Annotated in this window: 13 protein-coding genes; 9 read left to right on the top strand and 4 right to left on the bottom strand. The window is 59.6% G+C overall.

Features of this window, described 5'->3' with window-relative positions:
• The first annotated feature begins 69 nt into the window (after window positions 1–69).
• From rplL to AC06DS_RS01725, 5 genes are all read left to right on the top strand, one after another.
• Window positions 70–456, top strand: a complete 387-nt coding sequence (gene rplL / locus AC06DS_RS01745; protein ID WP_293791639.1) for a 50S ribosomal protein L7/L12 — start codon at window positions 70–72, stop codon at window positions 454–456.
• Window positions 457–639: 183 nt separating this feature from the next.
• Complete coding sequence (pgfA, locus tag AC06DS_RS01740) at window positions 640–1,755, top strand: cell envelope lipid trafficking protein PgfA (protein WP_477100828.1); 1,116 nt, start codon at window positions 640–642, stop codon at window positions 1,753–1,755.
• A gap of 288 nt (window positions 1,756–2,043) precedes the next feature.
• Window positions 2,044–5,556 carry a DNA-directed RNA polymerase subunit beta gene (gene rpoB / locus AC06DS_RS01735; RefSeq protein ID WP_293791660.1) on the top strand — a complete coding sequence of 1,171 codons (3,513 nt, stop codon included), beginning with the start codon at window positions 2,044–2,046 and terminating at the stop codon, window positions 5,554–5,556.
• A 131-nt stretch (window positions 5,557–5,687) separates the two neighbouring features.
• Window positions 5,688–9,659, top strand: a complete 3,972-nt coding sequence (locus AC06DS_RS01730; RefSeq protein ID WP_477100827.1) for a DNA-directed RNA polymerase subunit beta' — start codon at window positions 5,688–5,690, stop codon at window positions 9,657–9,659.
• A gap of 101 nt (window positions 9,660–9,760) precedes the next feature.
• Window positions 9,761–9,955 carry a DUF4236 domain-containing protein gene (locus AC06DS_RS01725; protein ID WP_005292014.1) on the top strand — a complete coding sequence of 65 codons (195 nt, stop codon included), beginning with the start codon at window positions 9,761–9,763 and terminating at the stop codon, window positions 9,953–9,955.
• A gap of 23 nt (window positions 9,956–9,978) precedes the next feature.
• On the opposite strand, the gene AC06DS_RS01720 is transcribed toward AC06DS_RS01725, so the two are convergent.
• Window positions 9,979–12,348 (bottom strand): ATP-dependent helicase C-terminal domain-containing protein, encoded by a 2,370-nt coding sequence (locus AC06DS_RS01720; protein ID WP_477100826.1) that lies wholly within the window; start codon window positions 12,346–12,348, stop codon window positions 9,979–9,981.
• A gap of 365 nt (window positions 12,349–12,713) precedes the next feature.
• Here AC06DS_RS01720 and rpsL point away from each other — a divergent pair, with 365 nt between their 5' ends.
• From rpsL to tuf, 4 genes are all read left to right on the top strand, one after another.
• Window positions 12,714–13,085: a 30S ribosomal protein S12 gene (gene rpsL, locus AC06DS_RS01715; protein WP_034971062.1), complete on the top strand. Its 372-nt coding sequence runs from the start codon at window positions 12,714–12,716 to the stop codon at window positions 13,083–13,085.
• 3 nt (window positions 13,086–13,088) lie between these two features.
• Window positions 13,089–13,559: a 30S ribosomal protein S7 gene (gene rpsG / locus AC06DS_RS01710; RefSeq protein WP_005291999.1), complete on the top strand. Its 471-nt coding sequence runs from the start codon at window positions 13,089–13,091 to the stop codon at window positions 13,557–13,559.
• 274 nt (window positions 13,560–13,833) lie between these two features.
• Complete coding sequence (gene fusA, locus AC06DS_RS01705) at window positions 13,834–15,948, top strand: elongation factor G (protein WP_005291997.1); 2,115 nt, start codon at window positions 13,834–13,836, stop codon at window positions 15,946–15,948.
• 498 nt (window positions 15,949–16,446) lie between these two features.
• Window positions 16,447–17,637: an elongation factor Tu gene (tuf, locus tag AC06DS_RS01700; protein WP_005291995.1), complete on the top strand. Its 1,191-nt coding sequence runs from the start codon at window positions 16,447–16,449 to the stop codon at window positions 17,635–17,637.
• 113 nt (window positions 17,638–17,750) lie between these two features.
• Here tuf and AC06DS_RS01695 read toward each other — a convergent pair whose 3' ends face one another.
• The 3 genes from AC06DS_RS01695 to AC06DS_RS01685 all read right to left on the bottom strand — a co-directional run bounded on the left by AC06DS_RS01695 (window position 17,751) and on the right by AC06DS_RS01685 (window position 19,909).
• On the bottom strand, window positions 17,751–18,509 hold the full coding sequence (locus AC06DS_RS01695; protein WP_477100825.1) for a GntR family transcriptional regulator: 759 nt from the start codon (window positions 18,507–18,509) through the stop codon (window positions 17,751–17,753).
• Window positions 18,506–18,856 carry a hypothetical protein gene (locus AC06DS_RS01690; RefSeq protein WP_005291991.1) on the bottom strand — a complete coding sequence of 117 codons (351 nt, stop codon included), beginning with the start codon at window positions 18,854–18,856 and terminating at the stop codon, window positions 18,506–18,508. The genes AC06DS_RS01695 and AC06DS_RS01690 overlap by 4 nt, the downstream gene beginning before the upstream one ends.
• Window positions 18,857–19,060: 204 nt before the next feature.
• On the bottom strand, window positions 19,061–19,909 hold the full coding sequence (locus AC06DS_RS01685) for a hypothetical protein (RefSeq protein WP_477100824.1): 849 nt from the start codon (window positions 19,907–19,909) through the stop codon (window positions 19,061–19,063).
• Window positions 19,910–20,049 lie beyond the last annotated feature (140 nt).

Genomic DNA, 20,049 nt, shown 5'->3' with positions numbered 1-20,049 from the left:
TAAACCACTTTGCCGGTTGGGTCACCAACACTTTCTGACCCTCCGGCGCAACTACGAAAGGATGCCATCATGGCTAAGCTCACCAAGGACGAGCTCATCGAGGCTTTCAAGGAAATGACCCTCATCGAACTGTCTGAGTTCGTTAAGGAATTCGAAGAGGTCTTCGACGTTACCGCTGCTGCTCCGGTTGCTGCCGTTGCTGCCGCCGGTGCTGCTGAGGGCGGCGCTGCTGCTGAGGAGAAGGACGAGTTCGACGTCGTTCTGGAGGACGCAGGCGCTAAGAAGATCGGCGTTATTAAGGTTGTCCGCGAGATCGTCTCCGGCCTGGGCCTGAAGGAGGCTAAGGAGCTGGTTGAGGGTGCTCCGAAGGCCATCCTGGAGGCTGCTTCCAAGGACGACGCTGAGGCTGCTAAGACCAAGCTGGAAGAGGCTGGCGCTAAGGTCTCCCTCAAGTAAGCTCGTCTTACTTTCCGCACGTCGGCCACGTGCCGACGGTGCGAGCGAACTGAACCGCTGGGAATCACTTTTTGTGGTTTCCGGCGGTTTTTTGTTGCCTTGCTACGCTAGGAGGACAATATTGAAAGCGTGCTTGCTGTTGTGGGTATGCGAAAGAACTAAAACGCAGATGGTGGCAGAGAAGTGACGAAAGATTCCAGCTCCACGAAGGGGACCGGCAAAGGCCTCTACATACTGGGTGCGCTCGGTGCACTGATTGGCGTTGCGCTGATTACTGTGGGCGTCATGCTTCCGAAGGTGGTGTCGAACGAGAAAGCGGTACCGCTAGACCTGGCTGCGACGACGATTACCCTGAACGATCCCGCGGCGGTGATTGGCCCGAATTACCAGGGCTTGGATGGCAAGAAGGACGTTACGGCGCCGGTCAATAGGCAGTTCAAGATCACTCTGGAGGAGCCTGCGACCGATGAGGAGGCGAGCGCTCGAGTAGGCGTCACTACGGCTCGCACCGACGTCAAGGACGACCTGAAATCTCTGCTTGATGCACAGGTGTGGAGCTTCACTGTGGATCGTAGATCCGGTGAGGCTAAGGGCGGAGCGAAGGTATCCGACACTCCTGCTACTCCCGCGACTGAGGGAGAGATTGCCGGCTATTGGGCCAAGTTCCCACAGGGGACGGAGCAGCGTTCTTATGACTATTTCGATATGACGCTACGTCGCGCGTTGCCCGCCGAGTTCACTGGTACTCGCACGGTGACCACTGCCGATGGTCACGATCACGAGCTTTACGTGTTCCGTCAGGAAATCCCTGCCACGTCCGTAGCTAAGGAATATGCGGGTATCCGCAACACCATCACTGTTGAGGGAGGGGATGGGAAGCCTCAGCGTGCGCAGCTATTCCACGAGGGGTGGCGAGAGCTAACTGTGGAGCCGAAATCGGGTCTGCTGGTCGGCGTCGAGGAGGATATTAAGGACACGTACCGAGACAGCTCGGGCAAGGAAGTGCAAAACCTGTTGAAGTTCCACGGTAAGACGCCACAGAGGGTGACGTCGTCCATGCTGGATCAGGCCATGGAAGTCAGTGGTCAGCGGCACACCGACAAATGGGGTCTTGCATTGATCGTTGCGGGTGTTATTGTGGCAGCAGCATCCGTAGTGTTGGTTCTGTGGATCCGGGCTAAGAGGCGGGCTCGGCAGTGGTCTGAGCGAAAGGCTCAGAAGTCGGCCGAGAAGGCGGCTGAAAAACGGACTGAAGAACAGGCTGAGGGAAGAGCAGCGGGGGCTGCAGACGAAGCCTAGACAATCGCGCAGCGATGCTATAGGATAGTTCGTTGCGCTGGATTTGAATTGTTGAGCTATTCGCTTCGACGAAACGATTATCGGGTTGCGTAGACGTGATGCGAGAGCATTGCTCGAAAAGCAGACTTTGCCAAACGTGCCAAAAAGGCCATTTGACAAGGTCGTTTAGTCGTTTCTGCGTGGCGATAGTTTGGCAGGGAAAATCCATCTAAATCGACCATCACGAGACCGTACACACACAATCACGACCGTGCACTACAGCTCCACCACGTAGTGCCGACCGATGTTGTGCTGGAAGGACCCATCTTGGCAGTCTCCCGCCAGACCAGCTCAGTGGCCGGAATTCCCGGAGCTCCGCAGCGACACAGCTTTGCGAAGATCGATGCTCCGATTGAGGTTCCAGGCCTTCTAGACCTCCAACGAGAGTCCTTCGCTTGGCTCGTTGGCACGCCTGAATGGCGCGCCCGTGCCCAAGCTGAGGCAGGGGAGGACGTCCGCATCATGAGCGGACTTGAGGAGATTCTCGAGGAGCTTTCTCCGATCGAGGACTACTCCGAGAACATGTCCCTTACCCTGTCCGAGCCCCGTTTCGATGACGTGAAGTCCACCATCGACGAGGCGAAGGATAAGGACATCAACTACGCGGCACCCCTGTATGTGACCGCGGAATTCACCAACTCCATGTCCGGTGAGATCAAGTCCCAGACCGTTTTCATCGGTGATTTCCCGATGATGACGGACAAGGGCACGTTCATCATCAACGGCACCGAGCGTGTTGTCGTGTCCCAGCTCGTCCGTTCCCCGGGCGTGTACTTTGACGCTTCTATCGACGCCTCTACCGAACGTCCGCTGCACTCTGTGAAGGTGATCCCTTCCCGCGGTGCATGGCTGGAATTCGACGTTGATAAGCGCGACACCGTTGGCGTGCGCATCGACCGCAAGCGCCGTCAGCCGGTAACCGTTCTGCTGAAGGCTCTGGGCCTGACCACGCAGGAAATCACCGACCGCTTTGGCTTCTCCGAAATCATGATGTCCACCCTGGAAAAGGACGGCGTGGACAACACCGACGAGGCACTGCTGGAGATCTACCGCAAGCAGCGTCCGGGCGAGTCTCCGACGCGCGACTCTGCACAGGCTCTGCTGGAAAACTCCTTCTTCAAGCCGAAGCGCTATGACCTGGCCAAGGTTGGTCGTTACAAGGTCAATCGCAAGCTTGGCCTGGGTGGCGATACCGATGGCGTGATGATCCTCACTGAAGAGGACATTCTGACCACGATCGAGTACCTGGTGCGCCTGCACGCAGGCGAGAAGTCCATGACTTCCCCGGACGGTACCGAGATTCCGATCGATACCGACGACATCGACCACTTCGGCAACCGTCGTCTGCGTACCGTAGGCGAGTTGATCCAGAACCAGGTTCGCGTTGGCCTGTCCCGCATGGAGCGTGTAGTGCGTGAGCGCATGACCACCCAGGATGCGGAGTCCATCACGCCGACCTCCCTGATCAACGTTCGTCCGGTTTCCGCAGCAATCCGCGAGTTCTTCGGCACCTCCCAGCTGTCGCAGTTCCTGGATCAGAACAACTCTCTGTCTGGTCTGACCCACAAGCGTCGTCTTTCTGCGCTGGGTCCGGGCGGTCTGTCCCGTGAACGCGCTGGCCTGGAGGTTCGCGACGTTCACCCGTCTCACTACGGACGCATGTGCCCGATTGAGACCCCTGAGGGTCCGAACATTGGTCTGATCGGCTCCCTGTCCTCCTTCGCCCGCGTGAACCCCTTCGGCTTCATCGAGACCCCGTACCGCAAGGTTGTGGATGGGCAGATCACCGATGAGGTTTACTACTTCACCGCGGATGAAGAAGATCGCCACGTGATTGCTCAGGCGAACACTCCGTTCGACGAGAATCACCGTTTCACCGAGGAGCGCATTGAGGTTCGCCTGCGCGGCGGCGACGTGGAGGTCGTCCCGTACACCGAGGTGGACTACATGGATGTGTCGCCGCGACAGATGGTTTCCGTGGCAACTGCGATGATTCCGTTCCTCGAGCACGACGATGCTAACCGTGCGCTGATGGGTGCCAACATGCAGCGTCAGGCTGTGCCGCTGCTGCGCTCCGAGTCCCCGTACGTGGGTACCGGTATGGAGCTGCGCGCTGCGTACGACGCCGGCGACATGATCATCGCTCCGAAGGCCGGTGTGGTGGAGTACGTTTCTGCCGATTACATCACCGTCATGGACGATGAAGGTGTGCGAGATACCTTCATGCTGCGCAAGTTTGAGCGCACCAACCAGGGCACCTGCTACAACCAGAAGCCATTGGTGGACGAAGGTGACCGCGTTGAGGCCGGCCAGGTTCTGGCTGATGGTCCGGGTACCGACAACGGTGAGATGGCACTGGGTAAGAACCTGCTGGTTGCCTTCATGCCGTGGGAAGGCCACAACTACGAGGACGCCATCATCCTGAACCAGCGCATGGTTGAGGAGGACGTCCTGACCTCGATCCACATCGAGGAGTACGAGATTGACGCCCGCGATACCAAGCTGGGGCCGGAGGAGATCACCCGCGACATTCCTAACGTGGGTGAAGACGTCCTGGCAGACCTCGACGATCGCGGTATCGTCCGCATCGGCGCCGATGTCCGCGACGGCGACATCCTGGTCGGTAAGGTCACCCCGAAGGGTGAAACCGAGCTGACCCCGGAAGAGCGCCTGCTGCGCGCCATCTTCGGCGAGAAGGCCCGCGAGGTTCGCGATACGTCCATGAAGGTTCCGCACGGCGAGACCGGTAAGGTCATCGGCGTCCGCGTCTTCTCCCGCGAAGATGATGACGACCTGGCAGCCGGTGTCAACGAGATGGTTCGCGTCTACGTTGCTCAGAAGCGCAAGATCCAGGACGGCGATAAGCTCGCCGGTCGCCACGGCAACAAGGGTGTCGTGGGCAAGATCCTGCCGCAGGAGGATATGCCGTTCCTGCCGGACGGTACCCCGATCGACATCATCCTGAACACTCACGGCGTGCCGCGTCGTATGAATATTGGTCAGGTTCTGGAAGTGCACTTGGGCTGGCTGGCTAAGGCCGGCTGGAAGGTCGATACCGAGTCCCAGGATCCGAAGATCCAGAAGATGCTGGAAACCCTGCCAGAGGAGCTTTACGACGTTCCGGCGGACTCTCTAACGGCTACCCCGGTGTTCGACGGTGCTTCCAACGCCGAGCTTTCAGGGCTGCTCCGCTCTTCGCTGCCGAACCGCGACGGTGAGCGTCAGGTCGACGACTTCGGTAAGTCCAACCTGATCGACGGCCGCTCCGGCGAACCCTTCCCGTACCCGGTTTCCGTGGGCTACATGTACATGCTGAAGCTCCACCACCTGGTCGATGAGAAGATTCACGCTCGTTCCACTGGTCCTTACTCCATGATTACCCAGCAGCCGCTGGGCGGTAAGGCACAGTTCGGTGGCCAGCGCTTCGGTGAGATGGAGGTGTGGGCAATGCAGGCTTATGGCGCTGCCTACACCCTGCAGGAGCTCCTGACCATCAAGTCCGACGACGTGGTTGGTCGTGTGAAGGTGTACGAGGCGATCGTGAAGGGCGAGAACATCCCGGATCCTGGTATCCCGGAGTCCTTCAAGGTTCTTCTGAAGGAGCTGCAGTCGCTGTGTCTGAACGTTGAGGTTCTGGCCGCTGACGGCACCCCGATGGAGCTGTCCTCTGACGATGACGATGAGCTGGAGAACGCTAACGCAGCTCTGGGCATCAACCTGTCCCGTGACGAGCGTCCGGATGCTGACATGGATGTCAGCTAGGGCGTTGACGACCCTAAACATCTGACTTTCGTACATTCGCCGTATTTTCGGCGTTTAGCCCGACAAACAACACAGCTAAGCGCCGCAACTACCCAAAGCCCTCCGCTAAGAGGAGGGGAAAGGAAGTCCACGTGCTGGACGTCAACTTTTTCGATGAGCTTCGCATCGGGCTAGCGACCGCTGACGACATCCGTCGTTGGTCCCGTGGCGAGGTCAAGAAGCCTGAAACCATCAACTACCGCACCCTGAAGCCGGAGAAGGATGGCCTCTTCTGCGAGCGCATTTTCGGCCCGACCCGCGACTGGGAGTGTGGCTGTGGCAAGTACAAGCGCGTTCGTTACAAGGGCATCATCTGTGAGCGCTGTGGCGTTGAGGTGACCAAGTCCAAGGTTCGTCGTGAGCGTATGGGCCACATCGAGCTGGCCGCTCCTGTTACCCACATCTGGTACTTCAAGGGCGTGCCTTCTCGCCTGGGCTACCTGCTGGACCTGGCTCCGAAGGATCTGGAAAAGATCATCTACTTTGCTGCCAACATCATCACCTCCGTCGACGAGGAGGGTCGTCACAACGACCAGTCCACGCTCGAGGCAGAGATGCTGCTGGAGAAGAAGGAAGTTGAGCAGGATCGCGACGCAGAGCTGGCCGACCGAGCCAAGACTCTCGAAGACGATCTTGCTGAGCTCGAGGCAGCAGGTGCTAAGAACGACGCCAAGAAGAAGGTCCAGAGCGCAGCCGATCGCGAGATGCGCCACATTCGTGAGCGCGCCGAGCGCGAGATCGATCGCCTAGACGAGATCTGGAACACCTTCGTCAAGCTGGCTCCGAAGCAGATGATTGTGGATGAGAACATCTACAACGAGCTGGTCGACCGCTACGAGGACTACTTCACCGGTGGCATGGGCGCGGAGGCTATCCAGACCCTGATCCGTAGCTTCGACCTTGAGGCCGAGGCTGAGGCTCTGCGCGAGATCATTCGTGACGGCAAGGGCCAGAAGAAGCTGCGCGCTTTGAAGCGTCTGAAGGTTGTCGCTGCGTTCCTGCGCTCCGGAAACGACCCGGCCGGCATGGTTCTGGACTGCATCCCGGTGATCCCGCCGGAGTTGCGACCGATGGTGCAGCTGGACGGTGGCCGCTTCGCGACCTCCGACCTGAACGACCTGTACCGTCGCGTCATCAACCGCAACAATCGCCTGAAGCGCATGCTGGATCTCGGCGCCCCCGAGATCATCGTGAACAACGAGAAGCGCATGTTGCAGGAGTCCGTCGACGCACTGTTCGACAACGGTCGCCGTGGCCGTCCGGTTACTGGCCCGGGCAACCGTCCGCTGAAGTCCCTGTCTGACCTGCTGAAGGGCAAGCAGGGCCGCTTCCGCCAGAACCTGCTGGGTAAGCGTGTGGACTACTCTGGCCGTTCCGTGATTATCGTCGGTCCTCAGCTGAAGCTGCACCAGTGTGGTCTGCCTAAGCTGATGGCTCTCGAGCTGTTCAAGCCGTTCGTGATGAAGCGTCTGGTGGAGAAGTCCTACGCGCAGAACATCAAGTCCGCAAAGCGCATGGTGGAGCGCCAGCGCCCTGAGGTGTGGGACGTCCTGGAAGAGGCCATCGCTGAGCACCCGGTGATGCTGAACCGTGCGCCTACGCTGCACCGTCTGGGTATTCAGGCCTTCGAGCCGATCCTGGTCGAGGGTAAGGCTATCCAGCTGCACCCGCTGGCCTGTGAGGCCTTCAACGCAGACTTCGACGGTGACCAGATGGCTGTTCACCTGCCGTTGAGTGCCGAAGCACAGGCCGAGGCTCGCATCCTGATGCTGGCTTCCAATAACATTCTGTCCCCGGCGTCCGGTAAGCCGCTGGCTATGCCGCGTCTGGACATGGTGACCGGCCTGTACTACCTGACCCTGCTGAAGAAGCCAGAAGAGTTCGGTGGCCAGGGCGCTTACGCGGCGGCTACCGAGGAAGGCCCTGCACAGGGCGTTTACTCCTCCCTGGCCGAGGCAATCATGGCTTATGACCGTGGTGTTCTGGGCCTGCAGGCTCCAATCCGCGTGCGTATCAACCACCTGCGTCCGACCGCTGAGGTCGAGACGGAGCTGTTCCCCGATGGTTGGCAGCGCGGCCAGACCTGGCTGGCGGAGACCACCCTGGGACGCGTGCTGTTCAACGAGCTGCTGCCGTGGAACTACCCATACGTAGAGGGCGTCATGGCGAAGAAGCCGCAGGCTGCCGTCATTAACGACCTTGCGGCGAAGTACCCGATGATCACCGTTGCACAGACGGTGGACAAGCTGAAGGACGCTGGTTTCTACTGGGCAACCCGCTCCGGTGTGACCATCACCATGCACGACGTGCTGGTGCTGCCGAACAAGCAGGAAGTTCTGGACAGCTACGAGGCCAAGGCTCGCGTCATCGAGAAGAAGATGGCACGCGGCAAGATCAACGAGGCCGAGCGCTACCAGTCTCTGGTGGACCTGTGGAAGGAAGCTACCGACTTCGTTGGTCAGTCCGTTGAGGATCTGTACCCGGACGACAACCCGATTCCGATGATCGTGAAGTCGGGTGCTGCCGGTAACATGCGTCAGATCTGGACCCTGGCCGGCATGAAGGGCATGGTTACCAACTCCCGTGGTGAGTACATCACCCGTCCGGTGAAGACCTCCTTCCGTGAAGGTCTGTCCGTGCTCGAGTACTTCAACAACTCCCACGGTTCCCGTAAGGGTCTGGCCGATACCGCGCTGCGTACCGCTGACTCGGGTTACCTGACCCGTCGTCTGGTGGACGTGGCACAGGACGTCATCGTGCGCGAAGACGACTGTGGCACCAAGCAGGGCGCTGTCACCCCTGTGGCCGTTCCGGTATTGGACGCTGAGGGCAACCCGACCGGCAACTACACCCCTGCAGACTTCGTCGAGACGTCTGTCCTGGGTCGCTACCTGGCTAGCGACGCCACCGCCTCCGACGGCACCGTTATCGTCGCCGAGGGCGACGTCATTGGCGAGGCAGAGCTGAAGGCTCTCCTCGACGCTGGTGTGGAGGAAGTAAAGGTCCGCTCCGTGATGACCTGTGCTACCAACACCGGTGTCTGCTCCACCTGCTACGGCCGCTCTATGGCGACCGGCAAGAAGGTCGAGATCGGTGAGGCTGTCGGTATTGTTGCAGCTCAGTCCATTGGTGAGCCGGGCACGCAGCTGACGATGCGTACCTTCCACCTCGGTGGTGTCGGTGGCGACATTACCGGTGGTCTGCCGCGTGTTCAGGAGCTGTTCGAGGCTCGCGTGCCGAAGGCGAAGTCCCCGATCGCTTCGGTGGACGGCAAGGTTCGCATCGAGGACGACGACAACTTCTTCACCCTCACCATCGAGCCGGACGACGGCTCCGACGATGTGGTGTACGAGAAGCTGTCGAAGCGTCAGGGTCTGGCAACGCTGAATAACGGTGGTGCAGAGCGCCCGATCCGCGATGGCGACCACGTGAAGATGGGGCAGCAGCTGCTGAAGGGCGCTGCGGATCCGCACGAGGTCCTGCGTGTGCTCGGTCGCCGTGGCGTGCAGCAGCACCTCATCAACGAGGTGCAGAAGGTCTACCGCGATCAGGGTGTGGCTATCCACGATAAGCACATCGAGATCATCGTGCGCCAGATGCTGCGCCGCGTGACGGTCATCGACTCCGGTTCGACCGAGTTCCTGCCGGGCTCCCTGGTGGATCACGCCGATGCAGTGGCAGCGTCCAAGGAAGCCGTGAAGGCTGGCGGCCGTCCGGTAGAGGTTCGTGCGGAGATCATGGGTATCACCAAGGCCTCCCTGGCAACCGAGTCCTGGCTGTCCGCGGCTTCCTTCCAGGAGACCACCCGCGTGCTTACCGACGCTGCTATCAACAAGCGTTCGGACAAGCTCATCGGTCTGAAGGAAAACGTGATCATCGGTAAGCTGATCCCGGCCGGTACGGGTATTTCCCGCTACCGCAACATCAGTGTTGAGCCGACCGAGGAGGCCCGCGCAGCGGCTTACTCCCTGCCGTCCTCCTTCGGCGATGGTTTCTACGCCGACGACACTTACGGCGAGTTCACCGGCGCAGCCGTGCCGCTGGACGATATGGATCTGATGTAATTCAGTCTCCAGTGCGAACCAGCAAGTTCGCTTAAAGCGGGTGCTTCCCTAACGCAAGGGGAAGTACCCGCTTTTTCTTGCGGTGCCTTATCATGTGCTGCATGGGCTTTATGTTTCGCGATTCCAAAAATTTCGGTCCCTTCAAGGTGAATACCTCTTCCGGCGGAGTGGGTGGCTCCACCCGTATCGGACCAATGCGCATTACCCAGCGCGCCGACGGTCGCCAATCCGTGACGATCCACACCCCGATCCGTGGTCTGAACTTCACCAAGACATTCGGCAGCAAGCGTCGCTAATTTCGCGCCACCGCGCTGATTTCCTAGTGCCTTAAGGCGCGTTTAGTCTTCTTCGTTGCTGTCGCCGACCATGGATCCTCGGGCCATGGGTGCTTCGGATAGCGCCCCCGCATGTCTTTGCGCACGCCCTGGTAAGGGCCGTCCCAGAAGCTTTTAAGATCATCGGTGACAGCTAGTTCGCGCCCCGCTGGCGAAAGCAGGTGGAACAGAACTTTTTTACCTGCAATAGTGGGGGATTCCGCCAGTCCAAAGCATTCCTGCAGCTTGACGCGCACGATCGGCCGTCCGGTCTCGTATCCAATCTTCGGTGCAGACCCACTGGGCACTTCCAGTCGTTCCGGCACCAGTTCATCCATTCGCCCTGCCTCAGGCCACGGGAGTTGGCGCATGATCGCCTGGTAGGCGTCGATTTCGGCGATTCTTTCGCCCGCGACCACTCGCTCGGCCTCTGGCGTGTAATCGCCTGCGGCAAGATCCGGCCAGGGTTCCCCCAGTTGCTGACGCAGGTAGTCGACTCTCTCTTTTACTATTGACGCCCCCTCCGTCATCTGTAGCCACCCAAGTCCCTCGGCTGCTAAGGCTGCGACGGCCTGGTGCCTATCTGCCTCGCTGAGTTCGCTGACCGAAACTGGCGTACTGGAAAGCTCGATGGCTCCGAGGTGGCGGGTGCGCCGGGCCCGGAGCTTGCCTTCAGTTATGTGTGCGGTGACGTCTTCCCGGATCTGCGATGAGCTTGGCTGCTGCAGGCTTGCTGCGGCACGGATCAGGGGAGTACGTCCTAATTGCACTTCTGCCACTGCCAGCCATTCGGAGCCACTGAGTGTGCGGCGCAACTCAGGGGCCAGTATGGCACGGGTGCCGGAGGCCAGCAGATACACTGCCTGGTCGGCGTCTGTGCCCACGAGTTTGGCCACACGGTCGGGATAGGCAGAGGCCACGATGTCGCCCGGAGTAGCCGGGCCATGGTCATTCACCATCCGGGCGAAGCGACGGACCTCGGAAGCTGGTGGCTTTGCTTCGGCCAGATCCCCTTGCAAACCGGTAGCCAGCGCCGCGACAACTTTGGCTGCGCCTGCGCCGTGCGCCAGCAGGGCTGCTCCGAGGCGTGGGTCGGCGGGAATGCGCGCAAGCTTCTGGCCTAACTCGGTAATGGAACCCTTTGAGTCCAGGGCACCCAGATAGTGCAGTTCCTGGTGGGCAACGGTGAGAGTTGCGGCCGGAGGGGCGTCGAGAAGAGAGATATCGGGGGAACCCCATGCGGCGAGCGTGAGAGCAGCGGCGACAAGATCCGAGGAGAGGATCTCCGGGGTGATGTCGGGTGCAAAGTGGGAGTAGTCAGCGGCAGAGTAAGCACGGTAGACCTGGCCTGGGCCAAGGCGCCCTGCGCGACCAGCACGTTGATCGGCGCTAGCTCTGGAAGTGGAGGTAGTGACAAGCCCGGACATCCCGCGTGCTTGGTCGCGGCGGGGTGTGCGAGAAAGGCCTGCGTCGATGACCGCGTGGACACCGGGAACAGTCAGGGAAGATTCGGCGATGGAGGTCGCGACCACGATGGGGGAGTCTCCGGTCAGTGCTGCGTCTTGTTCCTGGGACGTCAAGCTGCCATGTAGCGGGGCAGCGTCGGGGAGGTGGGTGCAGACCCAGTCGATTTCTTTACGTCCGGGGACGAAAACGAGTGTGCGGTGATCCGCGTGACCAGACTCGCGCTGGTTGTCGATAGCCTGTTGTGCGAGTTTGGCAACATGGCGATAGAAAGCGGGTGAGCCCTGTGCACGTTCGGGGTGAGGGTGATAAGAAATCTCGAGGGGGTAGGTGACTGCTGGAGTGGATACAACCTGCGCACCCATGTACTCCGCGAGCTTCTGCGTGTCGACAGTGGCGGACATGGCGCACAGGTAGAGCTCCTCGGTGGGGTCGCCTTCACGCAGCATGGCGACTTCCTGGCACATGGCCAACACAAGGTCGGAGTCCAATTGGCGCTCGTGGACTTCGTCGATGAGGACCGCACCCACGCCCTCTAAGGCGGGGTCTGCAAGCAGGCGATTGAGGAGCACGCCGGGGGTAACGAAGTTCACGAGACTTCCTGGGTGATGTTCGCCGCGGATGCTATAACCGACCCGGTCACCTACGCGGGTGCCGTCCAATTGCGCAAGGCGCCGGGCAGCCGCGCGGACGGCTACGCGACGAGGCGCGGTGACGAGTACTTTCTGCGGAGTGGCTACTTGCGCTGAGCTCTGCAAAATATTGGAGAGTGCTGGCGGGACTAGGGTTGTCTTACCAGTTCCCGGCGGTGCTTCCACCACCAAAGGGCCGCGTTGGGGGATTCGGGGGAGCAGCTCGGCGGCGGGTAGCCCCTCGCCGATGGATGCAAGGTCGAACGGGTAAGGAAACATCGCGATGATTGTAAGCCAGTGCGTTTAAGAAAATGGGATTTGGTAGCTGGCACAAGGTGCACTAAACTTCTTCCCCGTAGATTGTATTGTCTCCGCTGGTGCAGTGGTGGCCACAGGTTAGCCGAGGTTTATGCCGGGCTAACGTCTAGGCCGGTTGTGCAGCTGGAGTGCGATGCAGGGATCTCCACGTTATTGCGTGGGGTGATACACCACGGAAGAGGCCCCGTAAGGAAGAGCCCCTTATTTTTCGTGTGTGCGCATCCTTTGGGATCCCCAAAGCTACAAATGCTCAACCCGCAGGGCAGTCACCACTTCGGTGGCCGCGTTGCGATACTGCACCGAAAGAACCGAAAGAAAGTTCATCTATGCCAACTATTCAGCAGCTGGTCCGCAAGGGCCGTCACGATAAGAGCACGAAGGTTGCCACTGCTGCGCTGAAGGGCTCCCCGCAGCGCCGCGGTGTGTGCACCCGTGTGTACACCACTACCCCGAAGAAGCCGAACTCCGCACTGCGTAAGGTCGCTCGTGTTCGCCTGACCTCCGGTATCGAGGTTTCCGCCTACATTCCGGGTGAGGGCCACAACCTGCAGGAGCACTCCATGGTGCTCGTCCGCGGTGGTCGTGTGAAGGACCTCCCGGGTGTTCGTTACAAGATCGTGCGTGGTTCCCTCGACACCCAGGGTGTTAAGGACCGCAAGCAGGCACGTTCCCGCTACGGCGCTAAGAAGGAGAAGTAAACAATGCCACGTAAGGGTCCAGCACCTTCCCGACAGCTAGTCAAGGATCCAGTTTACGGCGACGTTCTCGTCTCCCAGCTGGTTAACAAGGTTCTCCTTGACGGTAAGAAGTCCACCGCAGAGCGCATCGTTTACGGCGCTCTGGAGCAGTGCCGCGAGAAGACCGGCACCGATCCGATCCTCACCCTGAAGAAGGCTCTCGACAACGTTAAGCCGGCTCTTGAGGTTCGTTCCCGCCGTGTTGGTGGCGCTACCTACCAGGTTCCGGTTGAGGTTCGTCCCGGCCGTTCCACCACCCTCGCACTGCGTTGGCTGGTGACCTTCACCCGCCAGCGTCGTGAGAACACCATGACCGAGCGTCTTGCCAACGAGATCCTGGACGCATCCAACGGTCTGGGTGCATCCGTGAAGCGTCGCGAAGACACTCACAAGATGGCAGAGGCCAACCGCGCCTTCGCCCACTACCGCTGGTAACAGTGGTTTTATAGCCTCACAACCCTCAACTTCATATAGGGGTAGTGGGGCTATCGTGCTATTAAGCGCGTGAGGGCGCTAACTAGTAGACACGAGAAAACACTAGAAAACAGCAGACCCTCAACGAGACGTGACAGCGTAAAGCTGGCACAATAGAACGAGTACGTAATCGCCTGCGGCTTTCGGGGCTTTTAGAAGCACTACTGAACAACAATGTGAACAACATGGAAGTTCCAGCAAAGTCGCTCAACAACGAAATGAGCGGGGTAACCCAGTGGCACTTGAAGCGTTGACCGACCTGAAGAAGGTCCGCAACATCGGCATCATGGCGCACATCGATGCTGGTAAGACCACCACCACGGAGCGCATCCTTTTCTACACCGGTATTAACCGTAAGATCGGTGAGACCCACGATGGCGCCTCCACGATGGACTGGATGGAGCAGGAGAAGGAGCGTGGTATCACCATTACCTCCGCTGCTACCACCTGTTTCTGGGAAGGTAACCAGATCAACATCATCGACACCCCCGGCCACGTGGACTTCACCGTTGAGGTGGAGCGCTCCCTGCGTGTCCTGGACGGTGCGGTGGCTGTGTTCGACGCCAAGGAAGGCGTGGAGCCGCAGTCCGAGCAGGTTTGGCGCCAGGCAACCAAGTACGACGTTCCGCGTATTTGCTTCGTCAACAAGATGGACAAGCTGGGCGCAGACTTCTACTACACGGTGCAGACCATCGTCGACCGCCTGGGTGCAAAGCCACTGGTAATGGCCCTGCCGATCGGTGCTGAGGATGACTTCGACGGCATCGTTGACCTGCTGAACATGCGTGCTGTTACCTGGCGCGGCAAGGTGGAGATCGGTGCGGAGCCGACCTACGAGGACATTCCGGAGGACCTCAAGGACAAGGCCGAGGAGTACCGCGAGAAGCTCGTCGAGACCGTTGCTGAGTCCGACGAGGAGCTCATGGAGCGCTACTTCGCCGGTGAGGAACTCACCGTTGATGAGCTGAAGGCACAGATCCGTAAGCTGACCGTTAACTCCGAGGTTTACCCGGTTTACTGTGGTTCTGCTTACAAGAACAAGGGCATCCAGCCGATGCTGGACGCTGTTATCGACTTCCTGCCGAACCCGATGGACGTCGGCTCCATCAAGGGCCACGACGCTAAGGATCCCGAGGTTGAGGTTCTGCGCAAGCCCTCCAAGGACGAGCCGTTCTCCGCTCTGGCATTCAAGGTTGCCGTACACCCGTTCTTCGGCAAGCTGACCTACGTCCGCGTTTACTCCGGTTCCGTTGAGTCCGGTGCGCAGGTCACCAACTCCACGAAGGACAAGAAGGAGCGCATCGGCAAGCTGTTCCAGATGCACTCCAACAAGGAGCAGCCGGTGGATCGTGCATCCGCTGGTCACATCTACGCCTTCATCGGCCTGAAGGACACCACCACCGGTGACACCCTGTGTGACGCTCAGGATCCGGTCATCCTGGAGTCCATGGACTTCCCGGATCCGGTTATCGAGGTCGCCATCGAGCCGAAGACCAAGTCTGACCAGGAGAAGCTGGGTACCGCTATCCAGAAGCTGGCGGAAGAGGACCCGACCTTCACCGTTAAGCTGGATGAAGAGACCGGCCAGACCGTCATCGGCGGTATGGGCGAGCTGCACCTGGACGTTCTGGTTGACCGTATGCGCCGCGAGTTCAAGGTTGAGGCGAACATCGGTAACCCGCAGGTTGCTTACCGCGAGACCATCCGCAAGCCGGTCGAGAAGCTGGAATACACCCACAAGAAGCAGACCGGTGGTTCCGGTCAGTTCGCGCGCGTCATCATTGCCGTCGAGCCCTACGCGCCGGAGGAGGGCTCCGAGGAGACCTACGAGTTCGTCAACGAGGTCACCGGTGGTCGCGTGCCGAAGGAGTACATCCCGTCTGTCGACGCTGGTATCCAGGACGCTATGCAGTACGGCTACCTGGCCGGCTTCCCGCTGGTAAACATCAAGGCCACCCTGCTGGATGGTGCTTACCACGAGGTCGATTCCTCTGAGATGGCCTTCAAGCTGGCCGGTTCTCAGGCTCTGAAGGAAGCAGTTGCCAAGGCAAAGCCGGTTCTGCTGGAGCCGCTGATGGCTGTTGAGGTCATCACCCCTGAGGAGTACATGGGCGACGTCATCGGCGACATCAACTCCCGTCGTGGCCAGGTTTCCTCCATGGACGACCGTGCTGGCGCCAAGGTTGTCAAGGCTAAGGTGCCGCTGTCTGAGATGTTCGGCTACATCGGTGACCTGCGTTCCCGCACCGCCGGTCGTGCAAACTTCTCGATGATCTTCGACTCCTACGGTGAGGTTCCGACCAACGTTGCTTCCGACATCATCGCGGAGCGCACCGGAGGCCAGGCCTAATACTGGGGTCGTTTCCGCCCCTCTCTAGCTAAGGCTTCCTTCATCTTTGTGACGCCCAAGGCTCCGTCGTAACGGGGCTGACAAGAGGGTTCACGGGGTGAGGGGCCTTGCGGGGTAGGGGTCAGCACGGCGCAGGCCTGCGTCAAAAAGTAACCAAATAGATAACTAGCTAAGACGGCTAGAAATAGTTGTCTCTAAGGGCTTACCCTAATTTATGTGGGGTTTTGGCTTTGCTTACAGAGGCTAATTTTTCTAGATGGGGTACAGTGACGTAGGATGCGGTGTGCTGGCCGTTACCCAGTTCGCGTGTAGCGCGACTGGCCTCGAAACACAAAGTCGAGGCGAAGATGTTCGTTACACGGATAATCTGAAATTCGGCAAGAAGTAAGAAAACTAGCCAGTGAGCAATCCGCAAACTGCGGGGAAGCAGCTGGTTGGGAATAAAAGTTAATGTGGCTGCGAGAGTCGTAGCCACCGAGCAGTCCAGGAGGACACAAAGTGGCGAAGGCTAAGTTCGAGCGTTCCAAGCCGCACGTAAACATCGGCACCATTGGTCACGTCGACCACGGCAAGACCACCACCACTGCCGCGATCACCAAGGTTCTGGCTGACGCATTCCCCGAGGCCAACAAGTCCTTCGCTTTCGACGCCATCGATAAGGCGCCGGAGGAGAAGGAGCGTGGCATCACGATCAACATCTCCCACGTTGAGTACGAGACCGAGAAGCGCCACTACGCTCACGTTGACGCTCCGGGTCACGCCGACTACATCAAGAACATGATCACCGGTGCTGCTCAGATGGACGGCGCTATCCTGGTTGTTGCTGCAACCGATGGCCCGATGCCGCAGACCCGCGAGCACGTTCTGCTGGCTCGCCAGGTTGGCGTTCCTTACATCCTGGTTGCACTGAACAAGTGCGACATGGTTGACGATGAGGAGCTGCTGGAGCTCGTCGAGATGGAGGTTCGCGAGCTGCTGGCCGAGCAGGAGTTCGACGAGGAAGCTCCGGTTGTTCACATCTCCGCACTGAAGGCCCTGGAGGGCGACGAGAAGTGGGGCAAGCAGATCCTCGAGCTCATGCAGGCTTGTGACGACTCCATCCCGGATCCGGAGCGCGAGACCGACAAGCCGTTCCTGATGCCGGTTGAGGACATCTTCACCATTACCGGTCGCGGTACCGTTGTTACCGGCCGTGTTGAGCGTGGCATCCTGAACCTGAACGATGAGGTCGAGATCCTGGGTATCCGCGAGAAGTCCCAGAAGACCACCGTTACCTCCATCGAGATGTTCAACAAGCTGCTGGACACCGCAGAGGCTGGCGACAACGCTGCACTGCTGCTGCGTGGTCTGAAGCGCGAGGACGTTGAGCGTGGCCAGATCGTTGCTAAGCCGGGCGCGTACACCCCGCACACCGAGTTCGAGGGCTCCGTTTACGTTCTGTCCAAGGACGAGGGCGGCCGCCACACCCCGTTCTTCGACAACTACCGTCCGCAGTTCTACTTCCGCACCACCGACGTTACCGGTGTTGTGAAGCTGCCGGAGGGCACCGAGATGGTTATGCCGGGCGACAACGTTGACATGTCCGTCACCCTGATCCAGCCGGTCGCAATGGACGAGGGCCTGCGCTTCGCTATCCGTGAGGGTGGCCGCACCGTTGGCGCTGGTCGCGTTACCAAGATCACCAAGTAGTAATCACTACTTCACGCTGATCTCCGCTTAGCGCTACGGCGCTAAACGGAAAACGCTCCGGGTTCTTTAAAGAGCCCGGAGTCTTTTTGTATTCAGGAAGGTATCCGTGCAACCTATTCCCAGGGGAATTGATTCAACGTGGTCCAACTGAGAACGTTGTTCTTTCCAGACGTCGGGACGGCGATACTAAGGGCGTCGGCAAGATAGCGATCCTCACTCATCTCCAACGGCGAGCCTTTAGCATCGCGTGACAAACGGCGGTGTACCAAAACTGGATCACCAGCAGCCAGCGGCAACCACTGGGCATCAACGGTTCCAGCTTTAGAGGCCGAGAAGACATTGTCTGCGGCGAAGAAGTGGATATTGTGACGCGCCGCTAGTTCGTTAGTGACAGAGGGACACGTTGGATCCATAGCTGCGACCTTCGCGCCCACCCAAGCGGGGTAGCGTGTGCGTTCTAGCATGACAGGTGCACCGTCAATGGTGCGGACGCGTAGAACCGTGAGTACCTGTTGGCCGTCGGGGATTCGCAACAGCTGTGAGTCTTGCTCAGTTTGTTCGACCCATTCTTGTTTGATGACGTGCCCGCCAGGGGTTCGTCCGCGTCCATAGGCCCATTGTGCGAAACTTCGGAACTTGGAGATCTCCGGAAAGCGAGCGGGCATCCGCATGACGACCTTGCGGGCACCGCGTTTGGAACTAAGGGTTCCTTCGTCTACCAGCACGTTAAGAGCCTGCCGCATAGTTCCGGGGGCTACGTGAAAGCGCTCCGAAAGCTCCTTCTCACTCGGTAGTGGTTCCCCGACCGCGAACCGCTCGCTACGGATGTCCTCACGCAGCTCGTGGGCGATCTGCTGGTAAAGGGTGGTCACTCGTTGTCTCCCTCCTGATAGCCGCGCCGAAACTCCTGGGGCAGTTTGTGGAAGAGGGTACGGCGGACATTGCCGGCGAACCTTCCGGCGCTGCGTGCAAGATTCTCGGCCACGCCAACGGCTTGCTCAGCGGCGTCCAAAGCCTGGTCTGCCGTCTCCTCAGAAATGAAGCTAGGTCGGTGTTCTTGCACTTGTCGGCGTAGTCGCGCGCGCCGATCCCAGGCCGCGTCTAATACTCGCAGTGCCTCGATGAGTTCTGCGTCGCTTCCTCCCGCGTCGGGGTGGTGCTTCCGAACTAGTGCGCGCCGTTGGCGCAGATACTCAGGGTTGCTTCGGTAGTCGCTCATTGGTGTTCCTTCTTCGGGTGACGCCACCTCGGTGCCATTCGGCCTAAAAATCCACTATGTGGCGATTGTAGTGTTCAACAGTCGTAGGGGAGTGGAAGGCGCCACCGAATACATGAAACCCACCCCCTGCACGGCGTGGCCGTGAGGAAGGTGGGTTCAGGAGTTTGTGCGCTGAGGCGCTTTGCGGCTTAGCCGCCTTAGGCCTTAAGCGAACAGCTTGCGGCGAACAGCGAAGGCGCCGGCTGCAATCATTGCAACGACGGCCAGGGCAGCCAGGCCACGTGCAGCGGTGTTGGAGCCGGTCTGTGCCAGCATGCCACGCTCAGTGGTTGCCTCGGTAGCGTTGCCGGTGTTGTCGCCAGCCAGCTTGCCACCCTGGGCAATGACCTCGTCCTTGTTGTTCTGCAGCATCTTGTCGGAAGCTGCCTTCTCCTCGGCAGACGGAGCTTCCTTGCTGTTCTCGTCCTTGACGTAGGTCTTGCCGTCGTTAGCGAGGTGCCAGACGATGCCACCGATAATCAGGGTAGCCGGCAGTGCCAGCCAAGCCAGCTTCTTCTTGTCGAACTCCGGGTTCTGCTCGGTATCGGTGGCGCACTCTGCGCGCATCTCGTCGGTGATGGGAGCGTTGACCTGGTTACGATCCTTCACGTACACAGTTGGATCCTGCAGGTGCTGGTAGCAGGTGTTGCCATCCTTGTCCAGCTTGGTAGCTGGTGCCGGGATGCCCTCCGGATCGTTGGAGTCCGGAGCGGTCTGGTCACCCTCGCCCTCAGCGTCCGGAGCGGTCTGGTCACCCTCGCCCTCGGTGCCTGGGGCAGGCTGCGTGCCCTGCTGCTTCTCCCACTCGGCCTGAGCCTGATCAGCGGTCAGGGTCTGTGGATTGCCGAGGTCGGTCTTGGCTTTGTAGGAACCGTCGGCCTGCTTCTGGTACAGGACACCGTCGACGGTGATCTCAGCGGGGGCGGGGATCTGAGCCTGTGCGACGGTCGCGCCACCGATGGTCAGCGCGCCAGCCATTGCGACTGCGGTCAGGGACTGCGAGAAACGCTTCATGGTATCTCCTTCGAGAATTTTGGGTCGTGTGATCGTGTTACAGTTCACGTCAAAGTAACACGGGTAACACTAGCAACATACGCCACTACTGTCATTAAGTTATATTAAGAATCTTATGGAATACGTTCATATGGGGGTGA

It is taken from the genome of Corynebacterium sp. TUM25015 (assembly GCF_056393505.1).
This window is presented reverse-complemented; position numbering and strand designations above follow the sequence as displayed.

Bases quoted from the DNA above. Each gene is read 5' to 3' on its own strand.
- AC06DS_RS01685 (WP_477100824.1), bottom strand. From the start codon at position 19,909: ATGAAGCGTTTCTCGCAGTCCCTGACCGCAGTCGCAATGGCTGGCGCG.
- AC06DS_RS01690 (WP_005291991.1), bottom strand. From the start codon at position 18,856: ATGAGCGACTACCGAAGCAACCCTGAGTATCTGCGCCAACGGCGCGCA.
- AC06DS_RS01725 (WP_005292014.1), top strand. From the start codon at position 9,761: ATGGGCTTTATGTTTCGCGATTCCAAAAATTTCGGTCCCTTCAAGGTG.
- rpsL (WP_034971062.1), top strand. From the start codon at position 12,714: ATGCCAACTATTCAGCAGCTGGTCCGCAAGGGCCGTCACGATAAGAGC.
- AC06DS_RS01720 (WP_477100826.1), bottom strand. From the start codon at position 12,348: ATGTTTCCTTACCCGTTCGACCTTGCATCCATCGGCGAGGGGCTACCC.
- rplL (WP_293791639.1), top strand. From the start codon at position 70: ATGGCTAAGCTCACCAAGGACGAGCTCATCGAGGCTTTCAAGGAAATG.
- rpsG (WP_005291999.1), top strand. From the start codon at position 13,089: ATGCCACGTAAGGGTCCAGCACCTTCCCGACAGCTAGTCAAGGATCCA.